The sequence below is a fragment of the Thalassotalea insulae genome, from assembly GCF_030161395.1.
Taxonomy (GTDB): domain Bacteria; phylum Pseudomonadota; class Gammaproteobacteria; order Enterobacterales; family Alteromonadaceae; genus Thalassotalea_E; species Thalassotalea_E insulae.
Genome location: NZ_BSST01000001.1, coordinates 3,481,453 through 3,500,574, shown reverse-complemented (window position 1 = coordinate 3,500,574; position 19,122 = coordinate 3,481,453). Strand labels below are relative to the sequence as shown.

Sequence of the window (19,122 nt, the reverse complement as noted above, 5' to 3'; positions counted from 1 at the left end):
TTAATTCTCTTGTTCTTTTTGATTAATAATGGTCAGCGCACCATCTAAATGAACATCACGCTGTGGAAACGCCACCACTATTCCATGCTCAGCAAATAGCTCATCTAGGCGAAAGCGAATATCACTACGCATCACTCGTAATCCGCCTTCGACTTTGGAATGGATCCAAAAGATCACCTCAAACGCTAACGCGTTATCACCAAAATCTTCAAAAGTCACAACCGGTTGAGGTTCCAGTAACACATCCGGTTGTTCGGTTGTTGCCTGCATGATCAAATCTGCGACTTTTCTCGCTGGCGAACCATAAGCAACGCCGATACGGACCGAAGTTCTGACTAACCGATCAACTAAGGTCCAGTTAACAACGGTATTTTCTAATAGCTTGCTATTGGGGATCAATAAATGAACACCGTCGACGCGTCGAATACGAGTGGAACGGGTATTGATTTCTTCAACCACCCCCTTAGCTTCTTCAACTTCAAGAAAATCGCCAATACGAATTGGTCGCTCCCACATCAGTATCCAGCCACTGATAAAATTATTAATGATATTTTGTGCACCAAAACCAACGCCGATAGCGACAGCACCAGATAGAAAGGCAAAAGCCGTAATCGGGACATTAAGTAAATCTAACAAGGTGAACATTATTAATGCGATAGCAATCACATAGAGTGTGCGCCGCAACAAGTGAATAATATTAGGATCTGTTTTGACACTGGTGAGCTTTTTAGTCAAAAACTTAACTAACCAGCGAGTAGATACCATACCGACAATGAGTAACATCGGCACTAACAGTAAGTTACCTAAGGTGATTGGCTGCTCAGCAACAACAACCACAGTCTGTGATAATAACTGCATAAGTTGTTCAAGATTGACTTGCATCTTCACTACCCGCTAAATACACCTTGGACGGATCCACTAAAAACCGCTTTCCCATAGCTTCTCGACCAAATAACATTAAATAACTCATATCAGAACGGTCAGTTAAGGTGATTTCAATCGGCCAGGAGTCTTTACCTAGCGTTACTATAGTTTCAATAACATAACGTTGTTCTGATACACCATTTGACGACTTCACCTTACGGATATCACTAATAGGTGCGGAGCAAGTAATAACCTTCTCAACATTATGAACATCGGGATGAAGATCAAATGACACCCAAGGCTTACCTTTTGTGGTAATTTGCTTAAGATTATCAACATGCAAAGAGGAGGTTTTAGCGCCGCTATCAATCCTTACCGTCATATTTTCAATACTTAACTCAGGTAATGCAATTGCTTCCAAACGACCAATAATCATTTTCTCTTTCATTAAACTAAGACCTTACTCAATTTTTTCTGGTAATAAATCATCTTGTACCGTTTCAATTTGTGTTGCGATATGCTGATCATCTTCTTCAAAATAGGCAATATGGAACATGGCTTCACCTTCCTGTACCAACGGAATATTTTGCCTGCCAATTAAAATACCCGCTCTGCTCGCTATCACCACATCAAGCACTTCGCCATAGGGACTGCCAATTTCCGCCAATATATCCCCTTTTTTAACCAAATCACCTAAACCGGCTGAGTGATTAACAATACCACTGGCATTTGCCCTCAACCATTGACTGCCATTGGCAATAAATGGCGCCACCGGGGATTTTTTACCCGCACTTTTCCGTTTCATCCCCAAATACTGTAAGACATTCATAATGCCTTTGATGCCAGCACGTATCGACAGTTCATCAAAACGTAATGCTTCGCCCGCTTCATACAATAACACTTTAGTATTATTGCTCACTGCCGCCTGGCGCAATGAGCCATCAATAATGTTCGAATTTAAAATCACAGGCACACCAAATACTTGTGCCAATAGCTTGGTGGTGTCATCGGCAATATCAGCTCGAATTTGTGGCAAATTAGAGCGGTGAATAGCACCAGTATGCAAGTCAATGCCATAGTCACAATGCTTCACTATTTCATTTAAAAAAATATGCGCCACCCTTCCTGCTAGCGAACCTCTCGGAGAGCCGGGAAAACAGCGATTGAGATCCCGTCGATCTGGCATATAACGACTTTGATTGACCACGCCATAAACATTCACCATAGGCACCGCAATTAATGTCCCTTTGCTCAGTTTAAAATTTTTCTGACTGATCAAACGCCTAATGATTTCGATGCCATTTAATTCATCACCGTGCACAGCTGCGCTAATAAAAATGCTCGGGCCTGGCTTTTTGCCCCGGATAATATGTACGGGCAAAGAAACATTCGCATCGGTATACAGTTTAGCTACAGGCAAATCAATTTTACGTTGTTCACCCAATGCTATTTCAAACTCACCAATACGCAATATATCTTTTATTTTCTGCGCCATTGCTAGTAACTCTTATCCATTACCACGGGTTTTATTGCTAAACGGTTTGGCATTTTTTGCAATAAAATCAAAGACCATACCGGCAACATTTTTACCGGTTGCCGTTTCAATACCTTCCAATCCGGGGGAGGAGTTAACCTCCATCACCATAGGACCATTTTGTGAGCGCAACAAATCAACCCCACAGAAATTCAATCCCATTACTTTTGCCGCATTCACTGCTGTTTCACGTTCTTCTTTAGACAGTTTTACCACTTCGGCACTACCGCCACGGTGTAAATTAGAGCGAAACTCCCCTTCCGCCCCCTGACGTTTCATTGCTGCAACAACCCGGCCACCTACTACTAAGCAACGAATATCAGCACCACCCGCTTCTTTAACAAATTCCTGCACCAGAATATTTGCTTTTAACCCCATAAACGCTTCAATAATTGCTTCTGCCGCTTTTGCCGTATCCGCAAGCACCACACCTATCCCTTGGGTGCCTTCCAATAATTTAATAACCACTGGTGCACCACCAACATTTTTAATTAAATCTTTAATATTATCCGGTTTACTGGCAAAGCCAGTGCGTGGCAAGCCAATACCTTTACGAGATAATAGCTGCAACGAGCGCAACTTATCGCGTGAGCGACTAATCGCGACAGACTCGTTAATATTAAACGTCCCCATCATTTCAAACTGTCTGGCCACTGCCGTACCATAAAAGGTCACTGAAGCCCCAATACGTGGAATAATGGCATCGTACAAAGGCAGTTGTGCACCGTGATAACGCACCGTAGGCCGACTACTAGTGATATCCATATAACAATGTAAGGTATCGATAATATCTACCTCATGCCCTTTGGCTTCCCCCGCCTCTTTTAAACGACGAGTTGAATATAAGTTAGGATTTCTCGATAAAATTGCGACTCTCATAACCTTAATACCTACGATTAATTTTAATAATAAAAAAATAAGCTAAAACTTGAACACCAGTGTATAGTCTAGTATTAAATCAATAAAACGCTATATTTTGCTTAGTTCAATCAATTTTTTTGATTAAATAGATAATTTGATACCACAATGAAAATCGAACTATTAAATACATTTTTAGAAGTCAGCCGAACGTTGCATTTTAGAATTGCCTCTGAAAACCTGTTTATCACTCAGTCTGCTGTCAGTGCCCGGATCAAACTACTGGAAGATGAGCTTGGTGTTTTACTATTTAATCGTAGTCAAAAACATCTGAAACTGACACCGGAGGGACACAGGTTAATTAAGCATGCGAATGAATTAGTGTTTATGTGGCAAAAAACCAAGCAGGATGTCGGCATAGCACAAAATGATAACTATCAATTAGTAATTGCTTCTATGATGTCAATATGGGATATCATACTACAGGACTGGTTAACTAAAATTCATCGCAACCTAGACGATATTAGCTTACTTACCAATACATACTCCCCAATAGAATTACGTAAAAGTTTATTAAGCCGGGTAACAGATCTCGCCTTTTTCTTTGAGCCGCCTTATGTTGAAGACCTGATCACGGAAAAAGTGGCAACAGTCCCTTTGCACTTAGTTGCAACAGAGCCGAATAGTCACCGTGATAAGGCGATTAGCGATAATTATATTATGGTTGATTACGGTGAAGCGGTGAACGCTCAGCACAGGCGGGAGTTTCAGGATGCCCCTGCTGCCAAGCATTATATGAGTCAGCCAAGGATCGCATTAAATTATCTGTTAGATGCAGGAGGAAGCGCCTATCTACCACGACAAATGACCTTTGAATATATCGAAAAATCAAAGCTGTTTATCGTCGAGGGAGCGCCGATTTATTCCCGGGATATCTTTGCCGCTTATCTGGCAAAAAGCCATAAACTAAAGATTATTGAACAAACCATTCAATTATTCCCTTACGTCAATTTATAAAGGTATAAAAGAGAATTAAACATAAAAGCCAATCAAACCATCTAACCCACTATAACAAATGAGTTAAATCGTTTGACTGGCAATAAAATGACAAAAGCGCTAAAACCAACGACTTAATGATTAGCAGATTGTGGCAATTTATCGAGCAGTTGATAACCATCTAACGCAAGCTCATCATTGACACATGCAAGAATGTACTTCTCCAGCTCCTTGCTAGCCACTTCATCTTCATGCGCATAGCTTTTACAGCTTTCAATTAAGCTTTGAACCAACTCAGCACTTGGTTTTTCAGGTGCTTCTTTTTCATCTTGACCATAACTGCTAAAACTAATAGTCAACAATAGTGCCGCACTTAATAGTGACTTTCTCATCTTCTTTTATTCCTCTATTTCACTTGTTAATTCCAATAATCACTCAAGGTATCGATTTCACGGTCCAAATGTCGCTTTTCTTTAAGCAGTTCTAACCTGTGTCTGGCACGACCTTTTTGTTTAGCTGTTCTTTTTATCAGCGTTTTATTTGAAGAACCATAGGCAATTTCAAAGCCAGCAATTCCGCTATCATTACCATCAGTCAAATCATCATCAATCGCTAAGTCAGTATCGTCATAGTTATCAAGATTCATTGTTTAACCCTACTAAAGTTACCTTGAATGTTCGCTCGGATAATGTGCTTAAAATTAACAAGAGAAAAGCGAAATATTTTCGCCGTTATCATCAAATTTTTTGATTAGTACTAGGTGAAATGAATATTGGCCTATACAGCGCTATATTAGGGAAGTTAGACAAAGAAATTTGCCAAATTATGATTTTCCTGACAAGTTTCCAAAGGGAAAGTTTAATGAGCAAATAGGTAATTCGATTGCTATAAAGTATGGTGAAAATGAAAGTAGCAACGAAAAGGTGAAGTAAAAATTAGAGATGAAAAAACAAGTAGCCTGAACTTTATCTGCTCTAGCAAACAAGTTCAGGCAACACAGTATAGAATTAAAACCACTTTTTCTTTTTAAATAACCAAATTTGCAGTGCAACCACTATAACCAGCAGCAAGATAAAAATAGCAAAAGCATTTTGATTTTCAGCCCCAGGAATGCCTCCAACATTAATGCCGAGTAAACCAGTTAAAAAGCCAAGCGGAAGAAAAATAGCGGCAACAATCGATAAAACATACATCCGATTATTCATATGCTCAGCCAAGGCATTATTAAGCTCTTCTTGACTGACAATCGCTCTATCTTTTATCGAATCTAAATCTTCAATAAAACGGGTTAAACTGTCCGTAGTTTCTCGCAAGTGAATTTTCTCATTTAAAGAAAACAGCGTAAATTTATCACTCAGCAACTGATTCATCGCTTCACGTTGTGGCGAAAGATAACGGCGCAGCGAAATAATCTGCCTGCGTGAATCAGCTAATTCATTTCGCGCCTCATAGCGTTTCACCACGAGAATGCTTTCTTCAATTTCCGCCACCCTGTCTTCTATTTCATAGATGGTATTGCTCATACGTGCGATTAAACGTTCAGTCAGCATAGTAACAAATTCAGTCGGTGTTTGGGGTCCCCGACCACGCTCAAACTCACTCGCTATATCTTTAGCTGATAATAACGACCTGCGCCTGGTACTGATCACGCGATTGTTATTAAACCATATACGGACCGAGACCATGTCTTCAGGGTCACTGTTTGGCGCCAAATTCACTCCGCGTAACGACACTAAAGCACCGCCATCAACACCTGTGGCTCGCGGGCGGGTTTCTTCATTTAACAACGCATTAATAACGACATCTGCAAGCTCGCTTTGGTTAATTAACCAAGCTTTTGTGCTTTGCTGGGTATAATCAAAATGCAGCCAATACGGGCGACTGGCATCTAAGCTACTCAGGCTAGCAACTCGCTCGCCGCTATCAAAATAATAGCCATATAAAAATTCTTTTTTCTCAGACATTTAAATTACAACCTCAGAGAGTTTCCTCTTGTATATTCTAGCCTACAACAGCTGAATGATAACCACACGATTTTTTTAATGTCTATCTTCTAGCATTACTCTCTTATCTTGGCTCCTGATAAAATAATGTAGCTAATGCTTGCCCAAAAAAGCTTGGCTTAAACTTAAAGCTTAATAGCCAAAAAGTTAAATTTCTAATCAAGTTAGATAGTTACGATAATTATTTTGCCTTACTACTCTTTTTGTGATTGAATGAATATTGGATAAAAACTGAAATGGACTTATTTATGGATAATCTCAAACAGAAGGAACTGGTAGCACTTCAGTTTCATGGAAAAACCTCAGAATATTTTGGCATCTGGATAGTAAACATCCTCCTTTCTATCATCACGCTAGGCATCTACTCGGCGTGGGCGAAAGTCAGAGCAAAACGATATTTTTATGGCAATACTGAACTAAATGGTCATAGATTTAATTATTTAGCAACACCGATACAAATTTTAAAAGGCAGAATTATCGCAGTAATAGTGTTTGCGCTTTATATGTTTGTTTCTTCAGCTTTCCCTGCTATTGGAGCAATTTTCGCATTAGTGTTATTCATTGCTTCTCCTTATTTAATTTGTGCAAGTTTAAGGTTTAACAGCCGCATGACCAGCTATCAAAATGTTAGATTTGATTTTGTTGGTCAGTACGGACAAGCTTTTGTGAACTTTATCGTGCTTCCTATTGCCAGCCTCTTTACCCTATATTTAGCCTTACCTTGGGTATTAAAACGGATAGACACATTTTTAGTTTCAAACATTCGTTATGGCGACAAAGCATTTAAAACAGAATTATCAACAAGTTATTACTACAAAACCTCACTCATCGTAGCAATTCTGTTTATCGCCGTGTTTGCCGTAATCTATGCGACTGGCGTACTTTCTTTGTTCGCTTCTCCTTCTGAAGCAACGCCAATGCTCTTTTTATCAATGGCGGTGCTATACATATTGGCGTTCACTCTCATTCATGCAATTTACATCGCCAGAATAAGAAACCATATCTATCAACAAACAGAGCTTGATGATATTTGCCAGTTTAATTCTCAAGTCAATGCTTTTCATTTAGTTGCACTACAAGTCACCAACCTGATCGCACTAATTTGTACCTTTGGTTTGGCATTACCTTGGGTAAATATTAGAACAACGCAGTTTTTCATTACCCGTACCGACGTCTTAGTTTATGAAAATCACGCTGACGCTATTGATAGCATTAAACAAAACGCTAGCGCATTAACTGAAGAGTTATCTGAAGTATTTGATATTGACGTAGCTCTAACGTAAATGACAAAGTACAGCACTATCAGGGGCGTTTACTATGCGCCCCGCAGCTCTAAATCACAAAACATCAAGATTGATATCGTTAATGAGCAAGCTATTGTAGCCGATGAAGTTAACGAGCAAAAAGTAGCCGTAATACCACTGTCAGAAATAACACTAACGCCTGCGCTTGGCGCTATTCCCAGAGAATTTATGCTAGAAAACGGTGCAAAAGTCATGCTCTTTGCAGAGCAGGATATTAGTCCGTTGCAACATAATATCAGGCCTATTGACGGCCTGCTCCACTATCTGGAGCAACACCGAAAAGTATGGTTAATATCACTGATATTAATTCCAATATGCTTTTATGCTCTCAGTGCTTATGCAATACCTGCTTTTGCCCAATCTGTTGTCAGCTGGCTGCCAGAAGAAGTCAAATATGAAATAGATAAACAAAGTATGTTAGTGCTTGATAAATCAATGCTTGCTCCAAGTCAACTTTCCCTCAACACCAAAGCCAGAATAAGTGAACAGTGGAATAACCTTATTCCCCAAATAAATACTCAACATCAACAATTTAAACTTTTATTTCGTAGCGGAAAATCATTTGGCGCCAATGCGTTCGGACTACCAGGTGGCACAGTGGTGATCAGTGATCAACTGGTGGATTTATTGGCGCAAACACCGGATGCAGTGTTAGCGGTGTTGCTTCATGAAATTGGACATGTTGAATACAATCACGGGCTACAGCTAGCGACAGAGTCTATCGCAACTTCACTACTGTTAACTTATTTCTTAGGCGACCTAAACGAGCTAGCAGAGTATTTTAGTGGTGCAGCACTTACTTTAATACAAAACAACTTTTCGCGTGAATTAGAACGAGCAGCAGATGATTACGCAACAACTAAACTGCTAGAACTTGGTATTTCTCCACAAGCTTTTGCCGTAGCAATGAGTAAGCTGGCAAAAAATTCTCCTGAAAAAGATGATCTTTTACTGCATTATCTCAGCTCACATCCATTAGTCGAAGAAAGAATTAGCAACGCGCTAAAGAAAAAATAACGCTAGATACAAACCTCTTGGTCGGTTACAATCAAACCTGCTAAAGAGGTAAAGATATGAGAGATGCAGATCAAACCCGCCAAAAAATATTAGAGATCAGTGCCGATGAAATCCATCAGCACGGTTTTAATGCCACCAGTTTATCTGTCATCCTAAAGCGCTGTGGTATCTCTAAAGGCGCACTCTATCATCATTTTGAAAATAAAATGGAATTGGGTTACGCGGTATTTGAAGAAATTTACACCCCGATGTTTCTCGCGACTTGGCAACCTGCAGTGGAAGTAGATGATCCAATAGAAGGACTGTGCCACTTTTTTGAAAGCATGTCTGAACAAATGACCTGTGATGAAGTGGTTTGTGGCTGTCCGCTGAATAATTTATGCCAGGAAATGGCGGGTGTTGATGAAGGCTTTCGCTTGCGCATTCTTAACATGCAACAGCAACTTAATCACTTGATAGCATTTAATCTGCAACGTGTTGCCAATCAATTAAAGGCAGATTTGGACTTTAATCAGATCGCCTATTTTATTGTCTCCTGTTTTCACGGTTCCTCCAGCTTAAGTAAAAGTGCGAAAAACAAAGATTTGTTTGACAAAGTCATCGCTGAGCTTTGCCGTTATATTCGCCAATTAAAACAATAACTACCTCTTAGCATTTTCCAGTACCGTACATTTATTATGCATTAATCGCCTAGCTAAGAGATAAATGCGATAAACAACACTTTACAAACCGAGCGGTCGGTATGTAAAATACCCACTATTATTTACTATGCATTACCGTTATCTCAATAAGGAACTAGTATGAGAATTTTCAGTTATCTATTTTTATTGTTATTAAGTACGTCAAGCTTAGCCGCCAGCAAGGCATATTCACCGTTTGAAACGATTAATCAAACTGGTGATAAACTTTTTACTCGCATTGCTGCAAGCCAACAACAACTGGAAAAATTTCCCGAGTTAATGCGCGATATTGTTGAACAAGAATTAATGCCTGTGATTGATTATCGCTATGCTTCCTACAAAATTCTTGGTAAGCAATTAAAGAAAACGAGCAAAGAACAACGAGAAAAGTTTGTTCAGGCGATGCGTCATTATTTAATCCGTACCTACGCTAATGCCTTGAATCAATACAAAGATCAGCAAGTGATCTATGAAGATGGCAAGATCAAAGCGAATGCTAAAATGACTTCGGTTAATGCCACCATAATTGACGGCAATAAGCCTGACATACATATCACTTTTCAAATGCGAAAAAACAAAAAAACCGGGCAATGGAAAGCCTATGACATGGTAGTAGAAGGTATTTCACTGTTATCGAGCAAACGTGCTGAATTTAGTAATCGCATCGCCAAATACGGTATTGATCAAGTGATCGTCGAGTTAGCAGCAATCTCAAGTTAGTTTCATTTTCCTTAGCAAACTCTTAGCCAGCAATACACGCTGGCTTTTTTTATGTACAGGATGTACGGTATGTCGAAATTGCAGGAGCATTATTTCGTGTATGTACAGGATGTACGGTATGTCGAAATTGCAGGAGCATTATTTCGTGTATGTACAGGATGTACGGTCAGTTTTTTTGTTCCAGACAAAAACTAAGTACTTACATCCATATAAGCAATGTCACAGTTGCATGGATGCAAAAGAGTGACCATATCCTTCATATCACCAAAGATCTATTCCTATCATCCAGTAACTACTCTTTCGTTGATAAGTGGAAATATTTTCACCATAACCGTTAAAGTACATCAGTTTCAATGGGAAATGTCCGGCAATATAATGAATAAATTCAAGCTGATATGATAGATGATTCAGCTCATTCCCAGACATTAGCGTTAAATTCCACTCGGTATTATCCGCCATATAATCAAACCAGTTGGCCGGATTATTATTTGCTAAGCACTGTGCTCTAGACTGGTTTGCTTCACAAGCTAAGCTATCCAACTTACGATTAATGGTTAATTGAAACGTGCGGTAGTCATAAACCTTATCACCAGGATTGTCTATGTCAGCTAGCCAGTCGATATTTTCTTCACGGCCTTCAACGAAACCTAAGCCTTGCCAGTTAAAATAGGATCTGGCTGAAAAATAAAAATCTGTTTGCACCGCAATTTTACGGCCAAATAAATCGTGGCTATGACGCTTGGTATACTTAGTACTTGCTGCTAGATAATCCCAGCCACGACTCAGGTAATCTGTCGCCATCGCTCGTGCTTCTTGTTGGTGACGGCTATCAGTTATACATTGATTTGATTCATTCTCTCGACAAATTTTATCCAATAACTCAATCACTTTACTATCGAACATCTGCTGATCATCAATCTCCTGACCATTCGATTCATGAAAATAACCCAATGAAAAATGCTGAAAGCCACTTTCCCGTGAGTCGTATTGATATTGATAAAAAATGCCCGGATTTTGCTGGCGAGAGATAACCGGGGCAGAATAACGCGAGCCAAAATAAAAATCGTATTTTCCAGTGTAAGCAAAATAAAGCGCCTGTGAGCGTTTATCTTCCTTAGTAGAGTCATCCAAATCCACCAGGCTGCCCCACAACGGATATTTAATTGACACTTTAAATTCTAAATGACTACCATCTAAATGATTTTCATCGCGGCCAACGTAACCAAAATAAGAAGACTCATAGCCGGATAGACAACGGAAAAATAAGCCTTCCTTCTGACACTTTGCTTGTCTAAATGCTTCGCTGCTTGCCAATAATTCTGACCAGAAATCTCCATTATCATTAGTTTGTTGACGTTCAGCTTCTTCACCGTAGCTGATAAAAGCAACACTCATAGCCATAACACACAACAAAAGACTGAATATATTCAGATGCTTTCCCATGCTCATTGATAACCCCTTCCCTCAATTTCTAAGGCAAGTTAATCCTATTTGCTACTAAATGCAATCCATTACCAATCTAGGTTTTGTAATAAACAACACCTAATCACTAATTTCGTCATCTTCATCCTGAGGCTCATATTCCTGTTCAACTATGGTAATTCCCTGTCTAGCCTCATAATACAAACTGGCAGGCTTGGAATAATTCGGCACATCATCATAACTAAAAACCGAATAGTATTTCGCTATATTGGCATTGGCAAAATTATCATAAGTATAGTTATCTGGGCCACCGTAAAGCTTAACACCGTCAATCGGCGATTTGGGTGGATGAAAACGATTACGGACAACAAAATTACCAACAAAACCAGCATCATCTGGATTTTTCCAACTCAATTTTATCATGCCGTTTTCAACAGTGCAGGCAAGCTCAGTTGGCGACGCAAGTGACGATTTTCTCCGTTCAATATAATGAATCACTAACTGAGGACATTGCTTGCTACCTTCACAGTACCAGTCAATATAGTCATTTTGCTCTGTTGAAGCTGCCGTAGCCCGAATGATCAAATAGCAGGGCTTGTTTTGCCGATGCAATTGTTCCAAATGCTGACGACAATAACTATCAAAAATAAAATGGTGAATATTCTTTTCTTTTAACTGCAAGTTACTGACTTCATAACCGATAAATTCCTTTTTATCTCTTTGTTTAACACTTTGATAATCAATGTCTTTTAGCTCAGCCAACTCAATGGTAAAACGAGTATCACGTGAGGTATTGAGTGCCGATTTATTTTGCATCACTAAATAGGCCTCAGTGATCACCGTTTTATCTGCATCCGCTAATTGATTGAGCATAAATGCCATCTGACCATAAATAATATTACCCTCAGTATCAAATCCTGAGCGCAGCTGATGTTCAACAATCTCATTAGGGTAAATGCTATTAAGCGCACTCGGTAATACCGTCATTTGCTGTGGTTTTTTACTGTAGATCAGTTGAAGGTTAGGACGATAATGAATACCAGCGCCAAACTTGCCATAACCAATATCAAACTGCATCATTTGCGAGTCTGCCCCTAAAGGTAGTTTTCTCGGTCCCTCTATACGCATCAGTAATTTACTAGAAGCAATCGCACTTTTTAGTAAACGACGCTCAGCAATATTAAAATCCCATTCACTCCAAATCCCTTGCGTTAACTGATCAGAGGCAATCGCCTGACCTAAGGTTTGTAATGGTGTCGCCTGATGAATCTGCTCAAAGCTGGTGATATCCGTGATTTCACTTGCATCGAGTAATGATACCGTCCACTCACCAAAGTTTTCCACTTTAGCATTGACCCGATTCATTGGATATAGCGAAAAACACGCACTGCGAATGCTAATTTCCTGAGGCAAATTACTTAAGTCAAACGCTATCACGCCATAGCAAATGCCACGTCGTTTATTCACGCCAACAAACAAGGAATTATGGCCAAAATGTTCTTTATTGTTCTCACCAGCATACTGATTAACATAGCCAATATCTGTACTTGCGGGAAATAACGCGCGGGAAAACTCATCATCAGCCAAGTGAGTTTTCACTTTAAGCTCTGGACTAAATGGCGATTTTATCTGATTAACCCGATCAACCGCCCGAATGTTGTAATAATAATTTTGCCCACTTTTTAGCTGAACATCGGTAAATTCAGTGCTACGGGTAATAGCAACTAAGGTTTCATCACAACAGGCAGATTTTAGTTGTTGAGAACGGTAAATTTCAAAATTAACTTCAACATTATCATCATATTGCCAACTCAAGGTCACACTGGTTTGTTCAATATTAACCAGGGTAAATTGCTCAGGGCGTTTTGGCGCTAATGCCGAATAACTGATGGCTTCCGACAGTGCATAAAGCACCGCTGGAATATTTTCATCAACGCTTTGTGACATGTTAATCAGATAATCCGGAATATTACGAGTACCGACTTCTACGACTGTCGCTAAAATTCCTAACGAATAATAATATTCGCGGCCACTACCATGGATCAGGTTTGCCGGCGGTTTACCGCGATGAATACCGTACTTTCTACCGGTAACCTTGCTAATTTCCCGGTTCATATTGGCACACAATAGATTGAGATCTGTACCTTCAATTTCATTCTCATGGTTAAACTTATGGGCAGGAAAAAACACATTGCCCTGAGAATGATAATCTAAAGCAACGGTAATATTTTTATGCTCGAGAACAAAATTTCGAATCGCGCGAGTTTCCGGCTCAGAAAATGCGTAAGGACCGGAATAAATATTGGAGCTGGTATCCTGATTCTGGCGAAACTTCACTGAAAAATTGCGATTTAGATCAACGCCATAGCTACCATCGTTATTATTGCGACGATTTTTACGCCAAAATGAAAAATGCTGGCGAGAGTATTCAAAGCCATCAGGGTTTAAACACGGCACCATATACAGGGTATTACGAGTTAATGCCTGCTTAAGCTTAGGATTAAAACGGTAATTGCTAATAACATATTGGATAAATTGGATCGCCAGTTCATTGCCAATCCATTCTCGGGCGTGAATGGTACCGGTATAAAGCAATGCCGGTTTATGATCGGCATATTCTACATCCAATGAAATACTCACTAAAACAATGGGTCGTCCTTCCCAGGTTTCTCCTATGCTGCGCAGGCGAATAAGCTGCGGGTGTGCCGCCATGCTTTGCTCCAAAAACGCTATGGTTTGCTGATAGGATGCATATTGTTTTTTCATAAAATTCGCCTGTATTTAGCATAGTAGTGATTATTTATTTTCAGGTAAGCTCGGTGCTATCGTTTGTTGCCAATGGCTGATAATGGCGTTGAGTTTCTTCTCTTTGAGGTTTTTAACCTGTAATAACAGCTGTGGCTGATGATTAAGTGCAGCCAATGTGCCTTTAACCCCTAAGGTATTGAGAATGCATTGATAAAGCTGCCTTCCTATGCCTTTAATTGACTGAAAAAATTCACTTAGCTGATGTTCGGTTAATTCAATAAAAGGAACCAGCGGCGATTGTGCTAATTCACTGCCTTCAGAGCCAGCTTCAACAGCTTCAAATTGCTCATCCCGATGACGCTTGCGCTGAGTTTTTGCTAATTGATAATTATCTTGTAAATTCCACTGCTCACTCGGCCATTCCTCTTCCGCGCGCAACTCGACTGGCAGCAGCTGATACACGTCTTCGTTAACATCATGCAAGGCATCAGCGCAGTCTTCACTCATCTGGCGAGCCTGTGGTCGACCGAAGCTAATATGGCGCATAGTACGTAAAAGTTGCGCATTGATCTTGCCGAGTTCTTCCCAGTTATTAAGCGGAATATACGGCTTTTTCATTTCGCCGTTTGACAACTGCCACATTAAATACTGGCCGATCCAATCACGAATATAAGGAAACGCTGCAAATGCTGTTGCACACTCTAAAATGCGAAACTTGCCATCATTGCCTAAAGCGATATCACAGGCCCAATACTCGGCATTTGATGCTTTAGAGGCGCGCACTGCAATATCCAATGCTGTTTTTGGGACATTATAATAATCGATGGCTCCTCCTTGACTGGTATTGGTTAACCATTCTCCTTCTGGCGGCCTGCGCCAAAACGCACATACCGGTTTATGACCAACTAACATCACGCGAATATCTGCCACCATAGGAATAAATTGCTGGACATACACAGGGTAATAACGTTTTTTGTTCAGTAGTGCCTGAGCCTGAAGAAAATTGTCTACTTTGTGAACGTAGTAGCCACCATAATTTGACGGGCCGTAAGACTTCTTAATGATTTTCGGATACTGGCAAACGGCTAAATATTCAAGTGCTTCATTTTTTTCATAAAACACTTTAGTCTCAGGGATCGGCAGCTGGTATTTTTGACAAAAATTAGTGACATTTTCTTTCGATTTATTAGCAAACTGGGCATCAAGCGAAGGAATAAACTTAACTTCGGGTAACGCACGAGCTATTTCACGAAATGTTTCATAAGCTGTCGCCGGGATATTACCGATCAACACTTGAATTTTTTTACGTTTCACTTCATTAATAAAACGCTGTTTATCATTGCCCCAGTGATAGACCACATGCTCAATTTTATCTGGCCAGCCTTTAAAGTTAGATTTATCAAAGAAACGCAGTACATGATCTAGATAGACAAAGCCCAAGCGCGGCAATTGTTGAGTTTTTTCCATGAGTTATTCCAGTAAGTTTCTGTAAATTAAAGATGACTAATGTTTCACTCGTCGCTCAATTAAATCGACGATTTTATCGATTTTTCGTCTGTTAAATTCAAGCCCAAGTAATTGTTGCTCAGGTGTAGCAAATGCGGGTATCCCGTTAACTTCCAGTACCACATATTGTTCCTTATCGAGATCATAAATTAGATCGACCCCAGCGATTTCTAGTCCTGTGACTGCTGCTGCCCGTAATGCTAAATCAATCGCTTCATCACAAGGTTCTCGTAATAATATGCTTCCGCCACTACTGATATTGGTTTTCCAATTATTAGTAGGTGCTTTTCGGCCATAACAAGCAATAAATTCACCATCTACGATATCAACACGATAATCCGTTAAATCGTAATTAATGTATTTTTCAACATAAAAGTACGGAATATTCGTTTGGTCTAGAAATGGAAACAGCATGTCTAATGCTCGCTCATTTTCAATTTTTACAATCCCCATCCCCCCCCAGCCATCAGTGGGCTTATAAACCAGTTTTCCGCCCCAGTCCTTGAGTGTTTTTTTCAGTTTTTTCTTATCACCGCGTTTTAACATTTTATAGTCAGTGGTAGTAATTCCCGCCTGAGTCAGCTTATGAGCGGTACGAAATTTATCTTCCGTTAAAGCAAATGCCGTATAATTATTTAAACAAGGAATAGCTTCACTAAGCGTTTGGTACAAATACATTTGATATTGGGTCTGCTTACCAGCGTTATAAGAGAAAAACGCATCCAGCTGCTCCATCGCGACTTTACGACACATGATATGACCATTACTGGCAACCGCATGGGCTAAATTAAGCTCATTAATCACCTCAATATCACGTTCGCGTAACGCGTCGATGATCTGAGTTTGGATCTCCAAACCACCACCATTTTTATACATCCACATGCCAATTGTATGATTCGCCATTACCTGTCCTTTTAACGGGTTAACTCCTCTCGCACTAAGAAGTGTTAACGGTCTAAATTTTATTCAGGTAATAGCCTAGGCATCGTATGTTACTAACATATGACGAAAAAATGCTGCCGAAAAAAATTAATAAATCTGTAGTCAAACTGACTTATTTATTCGCTGCAATACGACACAGGTAAACGGATAAGATAACAACAGGAATTGAAATGCCAGCATATAGCGAACAATCACAGCACACTGATTTTGCTGAACTCGCCCAACTAGTGAATGTTAACTCCTATACCAAAAATAAAGCAGGGGTTGATAAAGTAGCATCAATTTATTCAACTTGGATGAAAGAATTAGGTTATCAAGTTGACTGCCATCGCCGTGAACACATCGGCGATCATATTCTTTACCGCGCGCCGACAACGTCAGGCGAAAAAGTATTATTGCTCGGACATTTTGATACTGTTTTTCCACCCAATACCTTTACCACTTTTAGAGAAGACAACGAATGGGTTTACGGCCCTGGCGTTTGTGATATGAAAGGCGGCAACTATGTGGCGCTGCAAGCATTAAGATATGTCAAACACACCCAGGGTTACATCAACAATATCGATGTGCTAATGGTCAGTGATGAAGAAACCGGCAGTGATGACAGCAAGCACCTGACCGCTGAAATAGCGAAAAACTATGATCTTTGCTTAGTATTTGAAGCGGCAGGGCCACAGGATGAAATAGTGGTCGCCCGCAAAGGGGTTGCCACTTACCATATCGACATTACTGGCAAAGCCTCTCATGCCGGTAATCATTACCAAGACGGTGTTAACGCTAACCTTGCTGCCGCTCATATGATCATCGAGTTGACAACATTAACCCGTATTGGTTTCGGCACAACAGTAAATGTAGGGAAAATCAAAGGCGGTATTGGCGCAAATACTATCTCGCCATCGGCATCTCTTTCAGTAGAAGCCCGATTTACTAACAATAGTGAAAAAGAGCGCGTACTAGCGGAGATTGAGCGCATCGCCAGCACTGCCTATGTTAACGGGGTAAAATCTACTTTTAGTGGTGGTCTACAACGTGATGTCATGCAGGTAAACAATAAGCAAATCGCATTAATTCAGCAATTTGAAGAAATTATCGGTTATCCATTTAAAGTAGAAAAGCGCGGCGGCGTCAGCGATGCCAATGTAGTCTCTGGCTTAGGTATACCAACGCTAGACGGTTTTGGTCCTTTTGGTGATGGCGACCATACGGTTAATGAACGAGCTAACAAAAAAAGTTTTTATAAACGAATTGAAGATGTCGGAAAAATACTTTGTGCATACAATGGTTTGGCACATATGAATTCAGATCAAGTAGCCTGAACTAAAACCAGGTAAAACGTTTAATAAATTAACACCATAGACTACTATTAAGTGCAAGGAATAAACCAAGCAGTAGCATTCAATGACGGCACACATAGATAAGCTTGATGCACTAAATCAACATCTATCATTACACGATAAGATTATTTCTATTCATAAAACCCTAAGTGAGCGCTATCCGTTTATCGTCCGCATTGCTATTGCCATCTATGACCCAAAAACCGGCTTACTAAAAACCTTTATTCACAGCAGCGATGAACATGCACTTGAACATTATCAAGCTCACCTTGATGAGGTTCCGTCATTAAAAGCCATTATTGACAAAGGCCTCCCTCGGGTGATCAATAATTTTTTAACCTTTGAGCACAGTGACAGTGAACATACCCAGCGTATTGGTCGTCAGGGATACCTTGCAAGTTACACCTTGCCAATATTTAACAATGGCGATTTTTTTGGCTTTCTCTTTTTTAATTCCAATGAAAAAAATGTTTTTAGCGAAACGATACTGCAACAGATAGACATCTATGGCCACTTGATCGCATTAATGGTGATCAATGAAAGTAACATTATTCAAACCTTATCCGCAGCGGTAAAAACCACAGGCAATATTACTCATATTCGCGATCCTGAAACTGGCAGCCATCTCGATCGCATGTCCCGTTATAGCCGACTCATTGCCATCAAGCTCGCGGATCAATACCAGTTAAGTGACGATTTTATCGAACATCTTTTTATGTTTGCCCCTCTGCACGATATCGGCAAAATAGGCATACCAGACGAGGTATTATTAAAGCCTGGCAAGTTAAATCATAACGAAAAACAGATAATGCAAAGTCACTCAGTTAAAGGCCGTAAAATTATCGATGACCTGCTGAAAAACTTCGAATTAGAACACATTGAATATAGCTGCATGTTACGTAATATCATTGAATATCATCATGAATCGATTGATGGCAATGGCTATCCCAATGGCATCAAAGGCGAGCAGATTCCAATTGAATCTCGCATTGTCGCCGTTGCCGATGTTTTCGATGCCCTAACCAGTGTCCGCCCATATAAAAAAGCGTGGAGTAATGGCAAAGCATTTGATCTTTTAGCTGAGCTGGCTGGTCAAACTTTAGATGCCAATTGTGTTAATGCGTTGCTGGCCAGTAAAGACGAAATTGACCAAATTCAGCAACAATTTAAAGAAAATTTTTACGGTTAACTGAA

Annotated in this window: 18 protein-coding genes; 7 read left to right on the top strand and 11 right to left on the bottom strand. The window is 40.0% G+C overall.

What is annotated here, in order from left to right:
- Genes QQK06_RS15700 through rimK form a run of 4 tightly spaced genes read right to left on the bottom strand, consistent with a single transcriptional unit; the run spans position 1 to position 3,277 of the window.
- Entirely contained in the window at positions 1–882 is an 882-nt protein-coding gene (locus tag QQK06_RS15700; RefSeq protein WP_284245715.1) for a mechanosensitive ion channel family protein, read from the bottom strand.
- On the bottom strand, positions 866–1,312 hold the full coding sequence (locus QQK06_RS15695) for an ATP-dependent zinc protease family protein (protein WP_284245714.1): 447 nt from the start codon (positions 1,310–1,312) through the stop codon (positions 866–868). The genes QQK06_RS15700 and QQK06_RS15695 overlap by 17 nt, the downstream gene beginning before the upstream one ends.
- A gap of 12 nt (positions 1,313–1,324) precedes the next feature.
- Positions 1,325–2,359: a succinylglutamate desuccinylase/aspartoacylase family protein gene (locus tag QQK06_RS15690; protein ID WP_284245713.1), complete on the bottom strand. Its 1,035-nt coding sequence runs from the start codon at positions 2,357–2,359 to the stop codon at positions 1,325–1,327.
- Positions 2,360–2,371: 12 nt separating this feature from the next.
- Positions 2,372–3,277, bottom strand: a complete 906-nt coding sequence (rimK, locus tag QQK06_RS15685; protein ID WP_284245712.1) for a 30S ribosomal protein S6--L-glutamate ligase — start codon at positions 3,275–3,277, stop codon at positions 2,372–2,374.
- Between the two features lie 147 nt (positions 3,278–3,424).
- Between rimK and QQK06_RS15680 the strand changes: the two genes are divergently transcribed.
- Complete coding sequence (locus QQK06_RS15680; RefSeq protein ID WP_284245711.1) at positions 3,425–4,273, top strand: LysR family transcriptional regulator; 849 nt, start codon at positions 3,425–3,427, stop codon at positions 4,271–4,273.
- Positions 4,274–4,386: 113 nt separating this feature from the next.
- On the opposite strand, the gene QQK06_RS15675 is transcribed toward QQK06_RS15680, so the two are convergent.
- From QQK06_RS15675 to QQK06_RS15665, 3 genes are all read right to left on the bottom strand, one after another.
- Positions 4,387–4,644, bottom strand: coding sequence for a hypothetical protein (locus QQK06_RS15675; RefSeq protein WP_284245710.1), 258 nt, complete (start codon positions 4,642–4,644; stop codon positions 4,387–4,389).
- 26 nt (positions 4,645–4,670) lie between these two features.
- The gene (locus QQK06_RS15670) at positions 4,671–4,898 is read right to left on the bottom strand and encodes a hypothetical protein (protein WP_284245709.1); all 228 of its coding nucleotides are present in this window, start codon (positions 4,896–4,898) and stop codon (positions 4,671–4,673) included.
- Positions 4,899–5,259: 361 nt separating this feature from the next.
- On the bottom strand, positions 5,260–6,216 hold the full coding sequence (locus QQK06_RS15665) for a zinc transporter ZntB (protein ID WP_284245708.1): 957 nt from the start codon (positions 6,214–6,216) through the stop codon (positions 5,260–5,262).
- A 287-nt stretch (positions 6,217–6,503) separates the two neighbouring features.
- On the opposite strand from QQK06_RS15665, the gene QQK06_RS15660 reads away from it, so the two are divergent.
- From QQK06_RS15660 to QQK06_RS15645, 4 genes are all read left to right on the top strand, one after another.
- The gene (locus QQK06_RS15660) at positions 6,504–7,538 is read left to right on the top strand and encodes a YjgN family protein (protein WP_284245707.1); all 1,035 of its coding nucleotides are present in this window, start codon (positions 6,504–6,506) and stop codon (positions 7,536–7,538) included.
- On the top strand, positions 7,539–8,576 hold the full coding sequence (locus QQK06_RS15655; RefSeq protein ID WP_284245706.1) for a M48 family metallopeptidase: 1,038 nt from the start codon (positions 7,539–7,541) through the stop codon (positions 8,574–8,576).
- A gap of 56 nt (positions 8,577–8,632) precedes the next feature.
- Entirely contained in the window at positions 8,633–9,217 is a 585-nt protein-coding gene (locus QQK06_RS15650) for a TetR/AcrR family transcriptional regulator (RefSeq protein ID WP_284245705.1), read from the top strand.
- Positions 9,218–9,376: 159 nt separating this feature from the next.
- Positions 9,377–9,976: an MlaC/ttg2D family ABC transporter substrate-binding protein gene (locus QQK06_RS15645; protein ID WP_284245704.1), complete on the top strand. Its 600-nt coding sequence runs from the start codon at positions 9,377–9,379 to the stop codon at positions 9,974–9,976.
- 261 nt (positions 9,977–10,237) lie between these two features.
- On the opposite strand, the gene QQK06_RS15640 is transcribed toward QQK06_RS15645, so the two are convergent.
- From QQK06_RS15640 to QQK06_RS15625, 4 genes are all read right to left on the bottom strand, one after another.
- Positions 10,238–11,377 (bottom strand): phospholipase A, encoded by a 1,140-nt coding sequence (locus QQK06_RS15640; RefSeq protein WP_284245703.1) that lies wholly within the window; start codon positions 11,375–11,377, stop codon positions 10,238–10,240.
- Between the two features lie 141 nt (positions 11,378–11,518).
- On the bottom strand, positions 11,519–14,164 hold the full coding sequence (locus QQK06_RS15635) for a M14 family zinc carboxypeptidase (RefSeq protein ID WP_284245702.1): 2,646 nt from the start codon (positions 14,162–14,164) through the stop codon (positions 11,519–11,521).
- A 30-nt stretch (positions 14,165–14,194) separates the two neighbouring features.
- Positions 14,195–15,613, bottom strand: a complete 1,419-nt coding sequence (locus tag QQK06_RS15630) for an ATP-grasp domain-containing protein (protein ID WP_284245701.1) — start codon at positions 15,611–15,613, stop codon at positions 14,195–14,197.
- A gap of 36 nt (positions 15,614–15,649) precedes the next feature.
- Positions 15,650–16,555, bottom strand: a complete 906-nt coding sequence (locus QQK06_RS15625; protein WP_284245700.1) for an ATP-grasp domain-containing protein — start codon at positions 16,553–16,555, stop codon at positions 15,650–15,652.
- A 209-nt stretch (positions 16,556–16,764) separates the two neighbouring features.
- Here QQK06_RS15625 and QQK06_RS15620 point away from each other — a divergent pair, with 209 nt between their 5' ends.
- Positions 16,765–17,910 (top strand): M20 family metallopeptidase, encoded by a 1,146-nt coding sequence (locus QQK06_RS15620; RefSeq protein ID WP_284245699.1) that lies wholly within the window; start codon positions 16,765–16,767, stop codon positions 17,908–17,910.
- A gap of 82 nt (positions 17,911–17,992) precedes the next feature.
- Positions 17,993–19,117, top strand: a complete 1,125-nt coding sequence (locus tag QQK06_RS15615; protein WP_284245698.1) for an HD domain-containing phosphohydrolase — start codon at positions 17,993–17,995, stop codon at positions 19,115–19,117.
- Positions 19,118–19,122 lie beyond the last annotated feature (5 nt).